14 protein-coding genes are annotated in these 17382 nt (G+C 64.6%); 8 read left to right on the top strand and 6 right to left on the bottom strand.

From position 1 onward, the window contains the following. Positions 1-26: 26 nt before the first annotated feature. Together clpA and clpS are read right to left on the bottom strand one after the other, a co-directional pair. Positions 27-2300 (bottom strand): ATP-dependent Clp protease ATP-binding subunit ClpA, encoded by a 2274-nt coding sequence (gene clpA, locus ACW73L_RS00050; RefSeq protein WP_498919239.1) that lies wholly within the window; start codon positions 2298-2300, stop codon positions 27-29. 27 nt (positions 2301-2327) lie between these two features. Beyond that, positions 2328-2648: an ATP-dependent Clp protease adapter ClpS gene (gene clpS, locus ACW73L_RS00055; protein WP_498919240.1), complete on the bottom strand. Its 321-nt coding sequence runs from the start codon at positions 2646-2648 to the stop codon at positions 2328-2330. Between the two features lie 379 nt (positions 2649-3027). Between clpS and ACW73L_RS00060 the strand changes: the two genes are divergently transcribed. Genes ACW73L_RS00060 through ACW73L_RS00095 form a run of 8 tightly spaced genes read left to right on the top strand, consistent with a single transcriptional unit; the run spans position 3028 to position 10481 of the window. Continuing rightward, a complete protein-coding gene (locus ACW73L_RS00060) occupies positions 3028-3519 on the top strand; it encodes an NUDIX hydrolase (protein WP_498919241.1) in 492 nt (163 codons plus the stop codon). After that, positions 3519-4637 (top strand): tRNA 2-thiouridine(34) synthase MnmA, encoded by a 1119-nt coding sequence (gene mnmA / locus ACW73L_RS00065; protein WP_498919242.1) that lies wholly within the window; start codon positions 3519-3521, stop codon positions 4635-4637. The genes ACW73L_RS00060 and mnmA overlap by 1 nt, the downstream gene beginning before the upstream one ends. 41 nt (positions 4638-4678) lie before the next feature. Further along, complete coding sequence (gene purB / locus ACW73L_RS00070) at positions 4679-6049, top strand: adenylosuccinate lyase (RefSeq protein ID WP_498919244.1); 1371 nt, start codon at positions 4679-4681, stop codon at positions 6047-6049. Beyond that, entirely contained in the window at positions 6039-6701 is a 663-nt protein-coding gene (gene lolA, locus ACW73L_RS00075; RefSeq protein WP_498919246.1) for an outer membrane lipoprotein periplasmic chaperone LolA, read from the top strand. Before purB ends, lolA begins: the two co-directional genes overlap by 11 nt. Further along, a complete protein-coding gene (locus tag ACW73L_RS00080) occupies positions 6698-8020 on the top strand; it encodes a replication-associated recombination protein A (RefSeq protein ID WP_498919248.1) in 1323 nt (440 codons plus the stop codon). The genes lolA and ACW73L_RS00080 overlap by 4 nt, the downstream gene beginning before the upstream one ends. Next, positions 8010-9020, top strand: a complete 1011-nt coding sequence (locus tag ACW73L_RS00085; RefSeq protein WP_498919250.1) for a biotin--[acetyl-CoA-carboxylase] ligase — start codon at positions 8010-8012, stop codon at positions 9018-9020. Before ACW73L_RS00080 ends, ACW73L_RS00085 begins: the two co-directional genes overlap by 11 nt. Next, the gene (locus tag ACW73L_RS00090; RefSeq protein ID WP_498919251.1) at positions 9017-9754 is read left to right on the top strand and encodes a type III pantothenate kinase; all 738 of its coding nucleotides are present in this window, start codon (positions 9017-9019) and stop codon (positions 9752-9754) included. Before ACW73L_RS00085 ends, ACW73L_RS00090 begins: the two co-directional genes overlap by 4 nt. Positions 9755-9788: 34 nt before the next feature. After that, positions 9789-10481: a type 1 glutamine amidotransferase domain-containing protein gene (locus ACW73L_RS00095; protein ID WP_498919252.1), complete on the top strand. Its 693-nt coding sequence runs from the start codon at positions 9789-9791 to the stop codon at positions 10479-10481. On the opposite strand, the gene ACW73L_RS00100 is transcribed toward ACW73L_RS00095, so the two are convergent. The 4 genes from ACW73L_RS00100 to ACW73L_RS00115 all read right to left on the bottom strand — a co-directional run bounded on the left by ACW73L_RS00100 (position 10478) and on the right by ACW73L_RS00115 (position 17309). Continuing rightward, positions 10478-10981: an MOSC domain-containing protein gene (locus ACW73L_RS00100; protein ID WP_498919253.1), complete on the bottom strand. Its 504-nt coding sequence runs from the start codon at positions 10979-10981 to the stop codon at positions 10478-10480. The genes ACW73L_RS00095 and ACW73L_RS00100 overlap by 4 nt on opposite strands. 51 nt (positions 10982-11032) lie before the next feature. Beyond that, positions 11033-11773: a secretin N-terminal domain-containing protein gene (locus tag ACW73L_RS00105; RefSeq protein WP_498919254.1), complete on the bottom strand. Its 741-nt coding sequence runs from the start codon at positions 11771-11773 to the stop codon at positions 11033-11035. Positions 11774-11876: 103 nt separating this feature from the next. Continuing rightward, positions 11877-15320, bottom strand: a complete 3444-nt coding sequence (locus ACW73L_RS00110) for a PAS domain-containing hybrid sensor histidine kinase/response regulator (protein WP_498919255.1) — start codon at positions 15318-15320, stop codon at positions 11877-11879. Positions 15321-15452: 132 nt separating this feature from the next. Beyond that, positions 15453-17309 (bottom strand): L,D-transpeptidase family protein, encoded by a 1857-nt coding sequence (locus tag ACW73L_RS00115; RefSeq protein ID WP_498919257.1) that lies wholly within the window; start codon positions 17307-17309, stop codon positions 15453-15455. Positions 17310-17382 lie beyond the last annotated feature (73 nt).

Genomic DNA, 17382 nt, shown 5'->3' on the forward strand with positions numbered 1-17382 from the left:
GCAGGGCGCATCAGCGCCACCCGTCGCTACACCGTTTCCACTGCCCGTTCGGTATTCCTCACGTCCAGGGTCAGCCCCGCGCCGTCCGCGGCCAGGGCGATGCGAACGATGCCGCCCGCCTTGAGCGTTCCGAACAGAATCTCTTCCGCCAACGGCTTTTTGATGTTGTCCTGAATGACGCGCGCCATCGGCCGTGCGCCCATTCGCGGATCGAAGCCATGCTCCGCCAACCATTGCCGCGCCTCCGGCTCGAGGGCCAGCGATACGCTTTTCTCGGCCAGTTGCGTTTCGAGTTCGAAGATGAACTTGTCCACAACCTGCCCGATGATGTCGATGTTCAGCGGCTTGAACTGAATCGCCGAGTCGAGCCGATTGCGGAACTCGGGCGAGAACAGCCGCTCGATCGCCTTCATGCTGTCGGTCGTGTGGTCCTGCTGCGTGAAACCGATCGAAGGACGCCCGCCTTCGGCGGCTCCGGCATTGGTCGTCATGACCAGGATGATGTTCCGGAAGTCGGCTTTGCGGCCGTTATTGTCCGTGAGCGTGCCGTGATCCATGACCTGCAGCAGCAGGTTGAAGACATCCGGGTGGGCCTTCTCGATTTCGTCGAGCAATAGAACAGCGTGGGGATGCTTGTTGATCGCTTCGGTCAGCAGGCCGCCCTGGTCGAAACCAACGTAGCCCGGCGGAGCCCCGATCAGGCGCGACACCGTGTGCCGCTCCATGTATTCGGACATGTCGAAACGAATCAGCTCGATGCCGAGCACGCGGGCCAGCTGACGCGTCACCTCGGTCTTGCCGACGCCGGTTGGGCCCGCGAACAGGAAGGCGCCGATCGGTTTTTGCGTCTCGCGCAGACCTGCTCGCGACAGTTTGATCGCGGAGGCCAGGGTCGTGATGGCCTCGTCCTGTCCAAATACCAGCAGTTTCAGGTTTTTCTCAAGCTCACGCAGCTTGTCCTTGTCGTTGGTCGACACGGTCTTCGGTGGAATTCGCGCAATCTTGGCGACGATGTCCTCGATTTCCAGTGTTCCGATCAGCTTGCGTCGGCGTGACGGCGGCAGCAGGCGTTGGCTCGCCCCAGCCTCGTCGATCACGTCGATGGCCTTGTCCGGCAGATGACGGTCATTGATGTAACGGCTGGACAGCTCGGCCGCAGTCTTGAGCGCGGCCAGGGAGTACTTCACGTCGTGGTGTTCCTCGAAGCGCGACTTGAGCCCACGCAGGATATGGTAGGTTTCCTCGACCGTCGGTTCGTGGATGTCGATCTTCTGGAACCGGCGCGCCAAAGCGCGGTCCTTCTCGAATATGCCGCGGAACTCCTGGTAGGTGGTCGATCCGATGCAGCGCAGTTCGCCCGAAGCCAGCACGGGCTTGATCAGGTTGGATGCGTCCATGACGCCGCCCGAGGCCGAGCCGGCGCCGATGATCGTGTGGATCTCGTCGATGAACAGGATTGAGTTGGGTTCCTTCCGCAACTGCGCCAGCAATGACTTCAGACGCTTTTCGAAGTCGCCGCGGTATTTCGTCCCGGCGACCAGGGCCCCCAGGTCCAGCGCATAGATCACGCAGTCCTTGAGCACCTCGGGGACGTCGTTCTCGACGATCTTCTTCGCCAGACCCTCGGCGATCGCGGTCTTGCCGACGCCGGCCTCGCCGACCAGCAGCGGGTTGTTCTTGCGCCGGCGGCACAGCACCTGCACGGTCCGCTCGATTTCGTCCTTGCGACCGATCAGCGGGTCGATCTTGCCCTTGCGGGCCATTTCGTTCAGGTTCGCGGCGAATTTCTCGAGCGGGTTACCGACCGGGCTTTCGCTATCGTCGCCCTCGGGCGCGGCACCTCGGGGTGACGGTTCGCTCTCGTCACGCACTTTCGAGATGCCGTGCGAGATGTAGTTCACGATGTCCAGTCGCGTCACGTCCTGCTTATTTAGCAGGTAGACGGCATGGGAGTCCTGTTCGCTGAAGATGGCGACGAGCACGTTGGCGCCGGTCACTTCCTTCTTGCCGGACGATTGGACATGGAAGGCCGCCCGTTGAAGCACCCGCTGAAAACCGAGGGTCGGTTGGGTCTCGCGCTTGACGCCGGGCGGAATCTGCGGGGTGGTCTCGTCGAGGAATTCGTTCAGTTCCCGCCGCAAACCGTCGACGTCGCCGCCGCAGGCCTTCAGCACTTCCACGGCCACCGAGTTGTCCAGCATGGCTAGCAGCAGATGCTCCACCGTGATGAATTCGTGGCGCTTCTCGTAGGCCATCCGAAACGCCGTATTCAACGAATATTCGAGTTCTTTGCTGAGCATAAGAATGGCCTGGGTTAGGAGGGCTCGTTAAGCTTCTTCCAAGGTACACAATAGCGGATGCTGATGTTGCCGTGAATAGTCGGTCACGACCTTCACCTTCGTCTCCGCGACATCCTTCGAAAACACCCCGCACACGCCCACGCCGCGCGTATGCACGTGCAGCATCACCTGCGTGGCTTTCTCCTCGTCCATGCCGAAGAAGTTCATCAAGACATCCACGACGAATTCCATTGGCGTGAAGTCGTCATTGAGCAAAATGACTTTGAACAGCGGCGGCCGCTTGAGTTTCGGCTTGACCTCCTGAACCAGGAAGTCATCGCCGGGAACCCGGTCGGGAAACTGTGCCATCTGTCAAACCTGCTCTGCAATCAACTACATATCCTGCCGGGTCATCGGCGGCCCGGATTCCAGCTTACCACGGAGAGTCTGCGCCGCGCCGGGGTGATATACGCATTCGGCGTAGGATCCCGATAGCCTCGCGGCCTTGGACGGCGCCGGGGCCATTAGGTTGCAGCTTGAGTGAACCTCGCCGATCCGTCAGGCATCGGAAACGCCGCTTCGTCAGCCGCGGACATCGGGTAGAATGCCGGCCTTTACCCGCGATATCGGAGTTCACATCGCGACGCCAGATTCCCTGCCACCCATAGGGATCGCGCTCCAGATCTCTTACGGCATTTTGATAGCATAGGCGTCCCGACAATACAATTGGACCGACGGTGAAGACTGCATGTACGAACGCGAAATGGCGTCTGGGACCCGGGAACGACCGCGCGTAACCGTCGCCGCCGTGGTGCAGCGCGACTCGCGCTTCCTGTTCGTTTTAGAGCGTGCGGCCGACGGGCGACTCGTGATCAATCAGCCCGCGGGCCATCTCGAACGCGATGAGTCATTGATGGAGGCCGTGGTCCGCGAAACCCGCGAGGAAACCGGCTGGCATTTCGTCCCTGAGGCCGTGGTCGGCGTCTACCAGTGGCAGCATTCGATCTATGGTCCGAACTACGTGCGTTTCGCGGTCTGCGGTGAAGTCACCGTGCGTGACGAAGCTCCGCAACTGGACGAGGGGATCGAAGACGTGTTGTGGCTCGACTGGCACGAATTGAGCGAAAGGTCCGATCAGTTGCGCAGTCCGCTGGTCCGCAGCGTGGTCGCCGATTACCTGGCGGGTGAGCGTTATCCCATCGGCCTGATCAAGGTCGTTCACGGGCCGGTAGCCAGCTAATGGAACGCATCGTCGTGGGCATGTCGGGCGGCGTCGATTCCGCCGTGGCAGCGTTGCTGCTGCTCGAGCAGGGCTACGACGTGACCGGCCTCTTCATGAAGAACTGGGAGGAGGACGACGGCACCAGCCTATGCACCGCGAAGCAGGATCTGGAGGACGCCAGCCAGGTCTGCGAACGGCTCGGCATCCCGCTCCGCACGGTCAACTTCGCCGCTGAGTATTGGGACGACGTCTTCGAGGTTTTCCTGCGCGAATACCAGGCCGGACGAACGCCCAACCCGGACATTCTGTGCAACAAGCACATCAAGTTCAAGGCCTTCCTGGAGCACGCCCTGGATCTCGGAGCCGAGCGGATCGCGACCGGACACTATGCCCGCGTCGGAGGGGCTGGCGGTCGACGGACGTTGCTGAAGGGCAGGGACGCCGGCAAGGATCAGAGCTATTTTCTGTATGCGATGGGGCAGGCTGCGCTGCAGCAGTCGCTGTTCCCGGTCGGCGAGTTGCACAAGTCCGAGGTGCGGGCAATGGCGCAGCGGGCCGGCTTCGCGAACCATCGCAAGAAGGACAGCACCGGCATCTGCTTCATCGGCGAACGCCGCTTTCGGGAATTCCTGGCCCGCTTCCTGGCCAGTGAGCCCGGCGAGATGCGAACGCCCGACGGGGCCGTCGTCGGGGAGCACCGTGGCGTGATGTATTACACGCTGGGTCAGCGGCAGGGCCTCGGCATCGGTGGTCGCAAGGATGGTGGCGGCGATGCCTGGTATGTGCTGGCCAAGGACACGGCGACGAACACGCTGATCGTGGGCCAGGGACACGATCACCCGCTGTTGTACAGCGACACGCTGGAAGCCGACAGCCTCGACTGGCTGGGCGAGCCGCTGCGGCAGCCCTTGCGCTGTGCCGCGAAAACCCGCTACCGCCAGCCGGATCAGGCCTGTCTCGTGCAACCGCTTGCCGAGGGGCGGGTGCGGGTCAGTTTCGATCGGCCGCAACGCGCGGTCACGCCCGGTCAGTCGGTCGTCCTCTACGCGGGTGACGAGTGCCTGGGCGGCGGTATCATCGCCAACGCCTACAACCAGAATATGCTCGCCCAGGCGCCGGCCGTCGCCGCAGCCTGAGCCTTTGCACCCCGTTCACTCCAACCACGCGCAGAATACGCATGCAGCCTTTGTCATCCCTGACCGCCATTTCGCCTGTCGACGGCCGCTATGCCGATAAGGTCGAGAGTCTGCGGTCCCTGTTCAGCGAATATGCCCTGATCCACTTCCGCGTGAAGGTCGAGATCGGCTGGCTCGAAGCCCTTGCGGCAGACTCCGGTATAGCTGAGGTGCCGCCGCTCAGCGCCGCTTCGGCCGAACGCCTGCAGCGCCTCGCGGCCGAGTTCGCGCCGGAGGACGCGGCGCGCGTCAAGGAGATCGAGCGCACGACCAACCACGACGTCAAGGCCGTCGAGTACTTCCTGAAGGAACGTCTGGCCGACTCGGCCGAGCTCAGCCGGATCTGTGAATTCATTCATTTCGCATGCACCTCCGAGGACATCAACAACCTCGCGTACTCCTGCATGCTGAACGACGCCCGCTCGACCGTGTTGTTGCCGGAGATGGATCGCGTGATCGAGGCGCTGCGGTGCAAGGCGCATGAGTATGCCGCCGATGCGATGCTGTCACGGACCCATGGCCAGCCGGCAAGTCCGACGACCATGGGCAAGGAATGGGCGAACGTCGTCGCACGCCTGCGCCGGCAGCGGGACCAGTTCGCCATGGCGAGTCTGACGGGCAAGATCAACGGCGCGGTGGGCAATTTCAATGCCCACGTCGTGGCCTATCCCGAGGTCGACTGGCAGGGCTTGGCGCGGCGGTTCGTCGAGTCGCTGGGGCTGGTCTGGAACCCCTACACGATCCAGATCGAGCCCCACGATGGGATCGCCGAATGGGCCCATGCGCTGGCGCGCTTCGACACGATTCTTACCGACTTCAACCGCGACATCTGGGGCTATATCTCGGTCGGCTACTTCAAGCAGCGAGTCGTCGCGGGGGAAGTCGGCTCGTCGACGATGCCGCACAAGGTCAACCCGATCGATTTCGAGAACTCGGAGGGTAACCTAGGTCTTGCGAACGCGCTGCTGAGCCACTTCGCCGAGAAGTTGCCGATCTCGCGTTGGCAGCGCGATCTGACCGACTCCACCGTGCTGCGTAATCTCGGCGTGGCCGTCGCGCATGTGCTCATCGCACTGCAATCGACGCTGAAAGGTGTGTCGAAACTGGAGATCGACCGCGCGGCGCTCGAGCGGGATCTCGACGAGAACTGGGAGGTCCTCGCCGAGCCGATCCAGACGGTCATGCGGCGCTACGGTGTGCCGAAGCCCTATGAGAAACTCAAGGAACTGACCCGCGGGCGGCGTATCGGGGCCGACGATTTGCGCGTATTCATCGAAGGCCTCGGCCTGCCGCCCGAGGCCAAGGGCCGACTGCTGGCATTGACCCCTCACACCTATCTTGGCTATGCGGAGCAACTTGCGCATGAAATCTGAATCGCAGCGCGGCTGCGTGTCGTTTTGGAGTCCCCTGATGGGCGCCGTGCTGTTATGGGCTGCCGGCGTCACGGCGGCGACGGCCGCACCGGTCGACCGGCTGCGGGCATTCCTGGCCGGCGCGAAGACGCTGCAGGCGGATTTTTCCCAGGTGCAGATCGATGCCAAGGGGAACGCCTCGGGCAAGAAGACCTCCGGCGTGTTCTATCTGGAACGGCCGGGCAAGTTCCGCTGGAACTACACGCAGCCGTTCCATCAGGAAATCGTGACCAGTGCCAACAAGGTCTGGTTCTACGACGCGGACCTGGAGCAGGTGACCGTCAAGCAACTGAACGAGGCCATCGGTTCCACTCCGGCGCTGCTGCTGAGCGGCGAGATCGCAATCGAGACCAACTTCACGATCGAAGACCAGGGCACCGACGAGGGCATGGCCTGGATCCGCCTGTTGCCCAAATCGGAGGAGAGCGGTTTCAAATACGTCTTGATCGGACTCGTCGGCGACGATTTGCGGGGCATGGAGCTGAACGACAATTTCGGGCAAGTCACGCGCATCTATTTCTCGAACGTCAAGCGCGGCCTGCGCCTGTCGCCCGATCTGTTCAAATTCACGCCGCCGGCCGGCGTGGACGTTTTCGACGAAAAGAGCCGTTGACCGGTTCCAGCGACTACCGCCCGCTCGCCGACCGGTTGCGGCCCACCAGGCTCGACGAGTTCTGCGGGCAGCGGCATCTGCTGGCGCCCGGGAAGCCGCTATACGAGGCGGTGCGTTCAGCGCGTCTGCATTCGATGATCCTGTGGGGGCCGCCCGGCACCGGCAAGACCACGCTGGCACGGATGGTCGCGCAGCAGGCCGACGCCGAGTTCGAGCCACTCTCTGCCGTGTTGTCGGGCGTCAAGGACATCCGCGATGCGATCACCCGGGCCCAGGCGCGGGCCGGCTACGGTCGGCGGACCCTCCTGTTCGTCGATGAGGTCCATCGCTTCAACAAGTCCCAGCAGGATGCCTTCCTGCCGCATATCGAAGACGGCACGATTTTTTTCATCGGCGCGACCACCGAGAATCCCTCGTTCGAGTTGAATGGCGCGCTGTTGTCGCGGGCGCGCGTCTATGTGCTGAAAGCCATCGATGAAGACGATTTGCTGGCCGTGCTGGAGCGGGCCCTGCAGACCGAACTGGCGCCGCCCGGCGTCGCCGCTTGGGACTTTCCCGAGGAGATCCGCCGCTGGTATGCGCGCGCAGCTGGTGGCGATGCGCGTCGACTCCTCGGTTTTCTTGAAATCACCGCTGACCTGATGCCCGACGCCGCGGCCCCGGTCGTGTCGCGCGAACTGGCCGAGCAAGTGCTGGCCGGCGGCCTGAGCCAGCGCTTCGACAAGCAGGGCGAGGCCTTCTACGACCAGATCTCCGCCCTGCACAAGTCGGTGCGCGGCAGCGACCCCGATGCCTCGCTGTACTGGTTGAGCCGCATGATGGTCGGCGGGTGCGACCTGACCTATCTGGCGCGGCGCATCGTTCGGATTGCCTCGGAGGACATCGGCAATGCCGATCCGCGGGCGTTGGCGCTGGCGCTGAATGCCTGGGATGCCCAGGAGCGGCTCGGCAGTCCCGAGGGCGATCTGGCGCTGGCCCAGGCCGTCGCCTACCTGGCCTGCGCGCCGAAGAGCAACGCCGTCTACCGCGCCTTCCAGGCGGCGCGGGCCGAGGCCGAGGCGACGGGTACGCTGGAGGTGCCGCTGCACCTGCGCAATGCGCCGACGGCATTGATGCGCGGGCTGGGTTACGGCAAGGCCTACCGCTACGCGCATGACGAACCCGACGCCTATGCGGCCGGCGAGGTGTATCTGCCGGAGGGACTGCAGGGCCGCACCTACTACCATCCGGTGCCGCGCGGGCTCGAAATCAAGATTGCCGAGAAGCTGGCGGCGCTGCGCGCGGCCAGCGGGATCGCCCCGAAGACCGATGCGTCATGACGCCGCACCGGCCCTGACTGCCCTCCAGCGAGCGCTGATCGGCTTGCTGGCCGACGGTCGGGCGCATTCCGGCAGTCGCCTCGCCGCGGCTCTGGGTCTGAGCCGCAGCGCGATCTGGAAGGCGATCCACCAGCTCGAGGCCTTGGGCCTGACAGTCCATGCCGTTCCGGGCGCGGGTTATCGCCTGGATGCCCCGCTGGAACTGCTGGATGCGGAGGTGATCCGCCGAGCGCTGACGCCTGATGCCCGGCCGCTGGCGGGCGAGATCCGGGTGCATGAGTGTATCGAGTCTACGAACGCCGCACTGCTGGCGGCTGCGCGTGAGGGCGCGCCGCGCGGCACGGTCTGTCTGGCGGAAATGCAGACCAAGGGCCGCGGCCGGCTCGGGCGAATCTGGCGCTCACCGTTCGCCGGCAACATCTACCTATCGGTGCTGTGGTCGTTCTCGGATTCATCGGTGCTGGGCGGGCTGAGCCTCGCGGTCGGCGCCGTGCTGATCCGGGCGTTGCGCGCGGCCGGCGTCGCCGAGGCCGGTCTCAAGTGGCCGAACGACATCCTCTGGAACGAGCGCAAGCTGGGCGGTGTACTGGTCGAGGTGACCGGCGAGACGCACGGCCGAGTCGCCGTCGTGATCGGCATCGGCCTCAATTGCCATCTGACCGCGCGGGAGGCGGAAGCGATCGATCAGGCGGTCGTCGATCTGCGCGGCATCCTGGGTGAGCGCGTGCCCTCGCGCAATCAGCTGGTAGCGGCGGTGCTGGGAGAATTGCTGCCGATGCTCGCTGCCTTCGAGGAAAGCGGCTTCGGCGCCCATGTCGAGGAATGGCGGCGCTATCACGTGTTTAATGGGCGCCGGGCCCGCTTGGAACTGGACACGACGGCGATCGAGGGCTGCATCGCCGGTGTCTCGGCATCCGGCACCCTGCTGCTCGACTGCGATGACGGAGTGCGCCGGGAGTTTGCTTCGGGGGATGTGAGACTACGTCCGGTCTCGGCATGAGGCTGCTGGTCGACATCGGCAATACTCGGGTCAAATGGGCCTTTGATGCGGGCTCGGGTCATCTCATCGCCGGCACGAGCTTTCCGAGCGACATCGACGCGCTGCCGGGTGAACTGCAGCGGCACTGGGGCGGGATTGAACGTCCGTCCTCGGTGTGGGTCTGCAATGTCAAGGCGGCGGAAATCGAGCCTATCCTGACCGACGGGTGCACCCGGCTCTGGGGCATGGCGCCCCGCTTGATTCGCAGCGCGCCGCAGGCACATGGCATCGTCAACGCCTACGCCGATCCGTCACGGCTCGGTGCCGACCGTTGGGTCGCGCTGATCGGCGCCGTGGCGCTGTTCGGCCTGCCGGTTTGCGTGGTTAGCCTCGGTACCGCGGTGACGGTCGATCTGGTCGACGCCGATGGTCGCCACCGTGGCGGACTCATCGCGCCAGGTCTCGGTTTGATGAAGGATAGCGTGTTGCAACGGGCGGAAGGCGTCAGGCCCGAGGCCGACGTGGAGCGTTCCGCATTCTGGGGGCGTGATTCCGGTGCCTGCCTCGAAAGCGGGGTGTCGCAGATGACCACGGCCCTGATCGAGCGGGCAGTGCGACAGGCCGAACAGGACCTTGGGGCGCCGCCGACACTGGTGCTGACGGGCGGGGACGCCAACGCGGTTTCTTCGTGGCTGTCGGTCCGCCACGCAACGGTGCCCGACCTGGTGCTGCAGGGCTTGGCGCGCTGCGGCTGAACTCCCTTCGATCCCGACTATGGAAATACCGCATATGAAGATCCTGATCGTCCTGACCTCGCATGACCGCCTTGGCGATACCGGCGAGCCAACCGGCTTCTGGCTGGAGGAACTGGCGGCGCCGTATTACGTGTTCGCCGATGCTGGTGCGAAGCTGACACTGGCTTCGCCCAAGGGAGGGCAGCCGCCGCTCGACCCGAAGAGCAGCGACCCGGCCTTCCAGACCGAGGCGACGCGGCGCTTCGGGCAGGACGCTACAGCCCAGACCGCGCTGGCCAACACGCGGCAGCTCAGCGAAATCTCCGAGCGAGACTTCGACGCGGTGTTTTACCCGGGCGGACACGGCCCCTTGTGGGATCTGGCGGAGAACGCCCACTCGATCGCGCTTATCGAGGCTTTCCTGCAAGCGGGGAAGCCGGTGTCGGCGGTGTGTCATGCGCCGGCGGTGTTCCGCCATACGCACGCGCCCGACGGTAAGCCGCTGGTATCGGGCAAGCGCGTCACCGGCTTCAGCAACAGTGAGGAGGCCGCGGTCGGGTTGACCGAGGTCGTGCCGTTCCTGGTCGAGGACATGCTGAAGGCGAACGGAGCACGCTACGAGCACGCCGCCGACTGGCAGCCGTTCTGCATCCGGGACGGCTTGCTGATTACCGGACAGAATCCGGCCTCGTCGGAGCCGGTCGCGCGGGCAGTTATTGACGCGCTGACGCCCGCCGCGGCGGGCTAGTCGCGGTCACTGCTCGCGAACAGATCCGTCTGCGCAGGCCGGACGGTATCGCCAAGCCGGATCGTACCACCGCGAAGAATCTGAGCCGTGATGCCGCCATGGCCGCGCATGGCCTGATATGCGCCCGGTCCCAATGCCGTCTCCATCCGCGAGCAGGGATGGCAGAAGCCGGTACCCTGCAACAGCACCGGGCCGATCTCGAACGGCTGATCCTTCAGCGCGTGCAGGTTGATGCCGGCGACGACCAGGTTGCGCCGCAGCAGTGCCGGTGTGACCTCGCGCCCCAGCAAGGACCCGATCACAGCCAGATGCTCGTACTGCAGCAGGGTAACCTGGCGCTTGCGCTGGCTCCGCCCGGTATAGTGGTCGCCGGCGAGGCCCGTCTCGACGTCGAGATCGGCTTGGTCGGGTGTCGTCAGCGGCGCCAGCCGCTCCGGCCGTAGCCCGATCCAGACCAGCCGTCCGGCCCGGGAAGCTCCGGGGGCCCACCGCACGCTCATGATGGCGGCCGCGTCGCCACGGCCGCGGTGCCTCCCAATCCCTTCGATCCGTTACCGTACCTCATCCACCCGCACCTGTATCGTTGCCGCGCGACTGCGTGTCTCTGTCGCCCCGGAGGTGATCGAGCGTTCGTCGCGGGCGACCGACTGCACGACGCCGCCCAGATCGATCCACTCTCCGAGCCGGCCGCCGACCGTGGTCGCCAGACCCTGTAGGCGGCCGGCGCCGCCATAGCCGATCGGCCGGTCTTTCGCCGCGCCGATCTCCAGCGTGACCCGATCGCCGCTGAGCCGCGGCACGACGGTGAAGCCGGTGGCGTAGTCCTGCATCGTTACGGTGTTCCGGATCACGACACCGCCCGGTGCCACCGCCGCGTAACCGGATGGGACCGGGACCGACTGGCCGATCGCGATATACGCGGGGTTGCCTTCGAGCGTCTTCACACGTTGCAGCACGTCGCCGTGCCCGCGGCCGATGCGGTCATCGACGCCGGCGCCACGCCGATCGGTGGCATCGTGGCCGCCCTGACGCACCGAGATCATGAGCGTCCGCGCTGCGGTGTCGATGGCCGATAGAACCTGCCGTATCTGCTCGATATTCTCGGGGCTGGAACGCACGATCAGCGAATCGTCCATACCCGACAACGCGCCGCCCGGATCGACGAGCGGTTGCAAGATTGGCACGACCTGATCCACAGTTCGGTGTTGCAGGCGGATTACCGCAATCTCGTCACCCGTGACGACCAGCGGTGCAAGCAGGTACAAGACGGCGAGGCAGATTCTGGGCGCCATGACCCGCCGGAGGGATCCTGTTCGGCCATTACGCGACTGTCGCGCGCACTCGTTCGTCGCGGTGCGTCGCGCAGCGGGGGCCGGGAGCTGGCGATGGGTCAGGTCAGTGGCGGTCGGCGTCATCGGGGGCCATGGCGGTTGCTCCAACCTTGGAGGGCGTAGTGCCGGCGTCGTCAATCAGACGTGTGTCGGCGGCGCGCTGATCCGTATGCCGGCGGATCAAGTCGATGAGTCGGCCGACATCGATCGGTTTCGCGATGTGATCGATCATGCCGGCGGCGAAACATTTGGCCCGTTCCTCTTCGCAGGCATGGGCGGTCTGTCCGGCGACCGGCAGGTCGGGCGCCAGGGCGAGGATTCGGCGCGTGGCCTCATAGCCGTCCATCTCGGGCATTTGCACGTCCATCAACACCAGATCGCATGCGTGCGGACCGTGCTCGGCGATGTAATTCACCGCCTCGCTCCCATTGCCGACGATGACCACGCGCGCGCCGCGATCCACGAGATTGCCTTCAATGATCTGCTGATTGATTTCGTTGTCCTCTGCCACGAGGATCGACAGTCCTGCGAGCGGGAGCACGGAGTTCCCGGACGACGTTGCCGCAACAGGCGTCGGCGCGGAGGAGCCGGTCACAGCCCGGTAAGGTAAGCGTAACTCGAAGGTGCTGCCGATGCCGTGGGTGCTCTCGACGCGGAGGCTGGCCCCCATCAACTTGGCCAGCCGGCTGGTGATGGCCACACCCAGTCCGGTGCCGCCGAATTCGCGGGTGGTGGAACTGTCGGCCTGTTCGAACGGCTCGAACAGGTGCTCGAGTTGATCTTCAGTCATGCCGATCCCGGTATCGGTGACCACCCAGACCAGGTTGTCTTTCTCCCGTCGCACCGACAGCGTCACGCTGCCCGTCGCTGTGAACTTGACAGCGTTCGACATCAGGTTCATCAGGATCTGCTTGAGCCGCAGGGGATCGGTTATGCACTCCCGCGGCAGATCCGTGGCCTTTCTGACGTGAAGCGCCAGCCCCTTGTTGCGGGCCGTTTCCTCAAAGGGCGACAGCACTTCACGCATCAGTGCGACAAGATCCACCGGAATGGCTTCTACGATCAGCTTGCCTTGCTCGATCTTCGAGAAATCAAGGATGTCATTGACGACCCCCAGCAGCAAGCGTCCGGACTGCAGAATTTTCTCAAATGCCAGGCGCGCTTTTTCACTGTCCTGGCAATGACGGTGTCCGATCTCGGCGAAGCCGATGACGCCGTTCAATGGCGTACGGATCTCATGACTCATGTTCGCGAGAAACTCCCGTCGGGCACGCGCCAGATTCTCGGCAGCGGCCAGCGCCTCCTCACGCGCCTGTTCTGCTGCCTGACGTGCCGTCATGTCGACGAAACTGACCACGGCGCCCGTGATCTCCCCATTCTGAACCAAGGGATGGCTCGCATACATCACCGGAACCGGATGTCCGTCCGCATGCCAGAACACTTCGCGATTCACGCGCATCGGCTGTCCGGTTGCGAGGCACCGGAGGCTGGGGCAATCGGCCGCGGCATAAGGGCTGCCATCGGCGTGTCGGCCGTGGAAGAGGTCATGGGCCGATTGGCCGATGACTTGTTCGGCCCGGTATCCGAGGATCTCACACGCCGCCCGATTGATGAAGGTCGTGCGGCCATCGAGGCCGATGCCGAACAGTCCGTCCGCGCTGGACTGAAGGATTTGAGCCGCTTTGGCCTCCGAGGCGAGCAATTCGGCCGAGCGCTGCTCCACCAACTCCTCCAGGTGATGGCGATAGCGTTCCAGTTCGGATTCCGCCTGTCTGCGGGCGGTGACGTCCTGCATCGCGCCTATCATCCGCTGCGCGCGACCATCAGCATCACGCAACACGTAGCCACGGTCATATACCAGCGCCCAGCGGCCGTCGGCGCATTGGAACCGATATTCATCCTCCCAATGCGTTGTGAAAGGGTTTTCCACCGCCTGGTAGAAGCCCGCCGCGACGCGGGACCGATCCACAGGGTGAACCCGATCGAGCCACCAGGCCGCGCTCTTCTGTTGCGTGACGATGTCCGACCATCCGAACACCTCGGTTCCGGTCGCGTTCCAACGCTGTAGGTCGCTGACCGCATCCCAGTCCCAAATAACGTCGTGGGTGGCTTGCAGCGCCAGCCGAGTTCGTTCCTCGCTTTCCCGCAGCAGCCGTTCCGCCTCCCGTCGTTCCAGTTCCGCTGCGGCCCGCGGTGCGACCAGCGCCAATAGGGCCTCGCCACGTTGCGAACCCGACAGGGGGCGCCGTCCGATGACGGCGATGAGGCCGATCGGCTGTCCCCTGGAGTCCCAGAGGATGGTGCCAATGTAGGACTCCGCTCGCAGCTCCGTCAGCACCGTGTCTCTCGGGAATAACCGCTGTACGTCGCGCGGAAAGCAGCAGACGCTTTCGTCGAGCACGGCACCGCAGGGTGTGTCCTTGAGCGTATAGGTTACGTTGCTCTCGAATTGACCGTCGTTGTACACGGCTACCGTCGTTGCGCTGAGGCCGTCGCCTTCCAGACGGTCGATGCAGACGTATTCCATCTCCAGGCTAGCGGCGATGTGGCGGGCCAGGGACAGGAAAAAGTCCTCGCCGCTGCCCGGTACGCCGCAGGTCAGCAGGAAGGCTTGGGTCTGCTCGACCTGCTTGCGCTCGGTGACGTCGAACAGCACGCAATGCGTCCGGAGAAAGCGGCCGCCCCTATCGCGGCAGATCCGCCCTAAGGCTTCAACGAGGATGCGTCTGCCATCCTTGTGTACGAACTCGACCTCGGCACAGTGCAATTGGCCTTCTTCCATGAAGCGGGCGAATCGCGCGGCCAGTCGCTCTACGTGCTGTGGGCTCAGGAAATCACTGATGCAACGGCCGATGACTTCGGCGCGTTGATATCCGAGCAGCTTCAGCCACGCGTGGTTGACATGGAGGATGCTGGCTTCGGCATCCAGGGACTGGTAGGGCACCGGCGCTTCCTCGTACAGCAGACGGAAGTGCTCGGTGACATCCTGTTCAATGTCGTTCGCTGACCGGCCCGTGGCAGGGCCAGTCACCAGCAGATAGGCTTCCGACGGTGGCCGGCCGGTGGCTGGCGGCGATGCCGCTTCCAGTCTCAAACGTGTCGACGCGCCGTCGCGCGGTTTGAACTCAAGCTCGAACGGTGGCACCGCACACCCCGAGAACAGCGCCAGTCGCCACCGATCGTAGGGCTCGCGATCCTCCGGTAGGATGAACTGCGACAGGGACTGCCGGGCCAGATCCGACCTTGAGACGCCTAGTTGCCGGGCTGCGGCGGGGTTGGCATCCCGTATCCTGTCATCGGGACCGATGATCAGGCAGCCGGTAGGCGCGAGTTCCAGCAGTGTCGAGCAGCGCTGCCGCGATTCCGCGAGCGCTCGCCGGAGTCGCTGCAGCTCACGCAGGCGAGTGGACCGGTTCTTTTTGTGCGCGGTGGCTTTTCGTTTCCGACCGGGCGTTGTCATGGGTTGCCCCTCGCCTTGCCCAATGCCGCTGTCTTCGGGTTTCTTCATGCCCCGTCCAAATTTCGATCGTTAGCGACTGTCGCAAGGCGACTCGGCGCGTCTGCACGATAGGGGCCTTCTCGACGACACCCCGGATCAGGTCGTCCTCAGCGGCCTGGGGAACCGGCAGCCCAGCATAGTCTATCGCATCATCATGCGGGTACCGACCGATGCCGGAGATTTCGAACCTGGCCCGCCGGGCACCGCCGCTGGAGTCTTCGGTGGCAGCGTGCGAGCGGGCGCAGGCGTTGCAACGGTACCAGAGCCTTGCCGGTTCGCGGGAGCCGCCGTGGTGGTCGCCGCTTTCGGCTTCTGCGCGCGTTCGCTTCCGGTGTCTTCGCCGAGGAGTAATCGTTCCAACGCCGCGTCGCGGCCATAGACATCCGGCAGGAAGTGCAGCAGCGGATCGTCCTTGAAGAACACCGTGTGGTAGGCGAGCCGAATCGGAATCGGCTTCGCCAGCGGGACCGTTAACGGGTGGCCGCCCGCTACGGTGGCGCGGATGCGGGAACGATCCCAGGGCGGGTCCAGCCCCTCCAGGACCCATGCGGCCAGTTCCTCCGGGCGGCTCAGCCGGATACACCCGTGGCTGAAGGTGCGCTGGCGCTCATTGAAGAACTGCGGCTCGGAGGTGTCGTGCAGGTAGACATTGTGGGGATTGGGAAACATGAACTTCAGCCGGCCGAGCGCGTTCCAAGGTCCCGGATCCTGGCGAAAGGCATAACGGACCATCGTGGTCGGCGTGATCGTCTTCCAGTCGACCGACTTCGGGTCGACTTCGGGCGCGTCCTTGCCCAGGCCCTTGAAGATGCGGATATGTTTACGCGCCAGACGGGTCGGATCCTGTTGCAGTTCGGGCAGGAACTCGGTGGCCGCCAGCGCGGGCGGCACCAGCCAGTCCGGATTGAACTCAAGATACTCCATCTTTTCGTCGAAGACCGGTGTCTGCTGGTAGGCCTTGCCGACCACGACCGGCATTTCCAGGACGGTCTTCGTGTCGCTGAGCGCAACCAGTTCGAAGCCGGGAATGTTGACGACGATTTGCCGCCCGGCGCTGCGGGAAGGATTCCAGCGACGGCGCTCGAGATTGACGATGATCTGCCGTGCCCGCTGCTCGACCGGGATATTCAAAGCGCTCACCGTGGCCGCGCCGATGATGCCTTCCTGCGGTAGTGCATGACGGCCCTGGAACCGACGAACGGCCTTGGTGAGTTCGGCGTCGTAGGAGGTCGAACTCGATAGTGGGCCCGAAAAATCGCCCGACGCAGCGAGTCGTTGCCGTATCGCCGGGATGCGCGGGTCACTGGCGCCCGGCTTCAGGAGCGGGCCGGCCACGACGTCCTTCCAGCCACCCTCGCGTAGACGTTGGCGCAGATTGCGGAGGGCGGTCCTGAGCTGCTGATACTCCGCATCCTGGGGTGGCAGCTGGCGCAACAATGCTTCGAGCGAGCTTGTGTCGAGTGCCTTCTGGAGTAGCACTCGCAGGGCGCTGACACCCGCGGCGTTCGCGCCTGTCGTGGCTTGTTCGACGCTGCGCAGTTCGCTGCGGCCCAGTGTGATGTCGCGAATATAGCGGCAAAGGCCTTCCGTCAGAGCGATTTCCAGTCGCGCCCGACTTGTGGTGTCGGTTCTGGCCCACCAGCGCGCCATGTCGGCCGTGCGATAACGGGACGGGGACAATCCTTCGTCACCGGAAGCCTCCAGCACGCTCCGCAGCGCAGCGGCGCGGGAGGACGGATGGGTGCTTGCCAACCAGGCGGATGTGAATTTGCGTGCGCTATATGCCCGGGCCACTTCGCTGCCGCAGTCCGGTTCGGATGGCGTCTCGGCGGCGGGACTGGCCAACTCGGCCAGCTTCTTCTCGAGCTCAGGCATCGCGACAGTGGGCTCGGTAGCCGCGCGGGCTGCGGAACCCGTGGCGGCAGCCGTGCCGATCAGGATCAGGATCCGAAGCCGCATGCGCGGCAGGGCTAAGCGGGCGGTGGGGCGCACGAGCATGGTTCGAGAGGGCGACAAAACGAGGGGGGAAACCGGTAAACGCTCATCGGAGGGCTGGTGCCGCTCGGTTCCA

The sequence above is a fragment of the Methylolobus aquaticus genome (assembly GCF_054172105.1).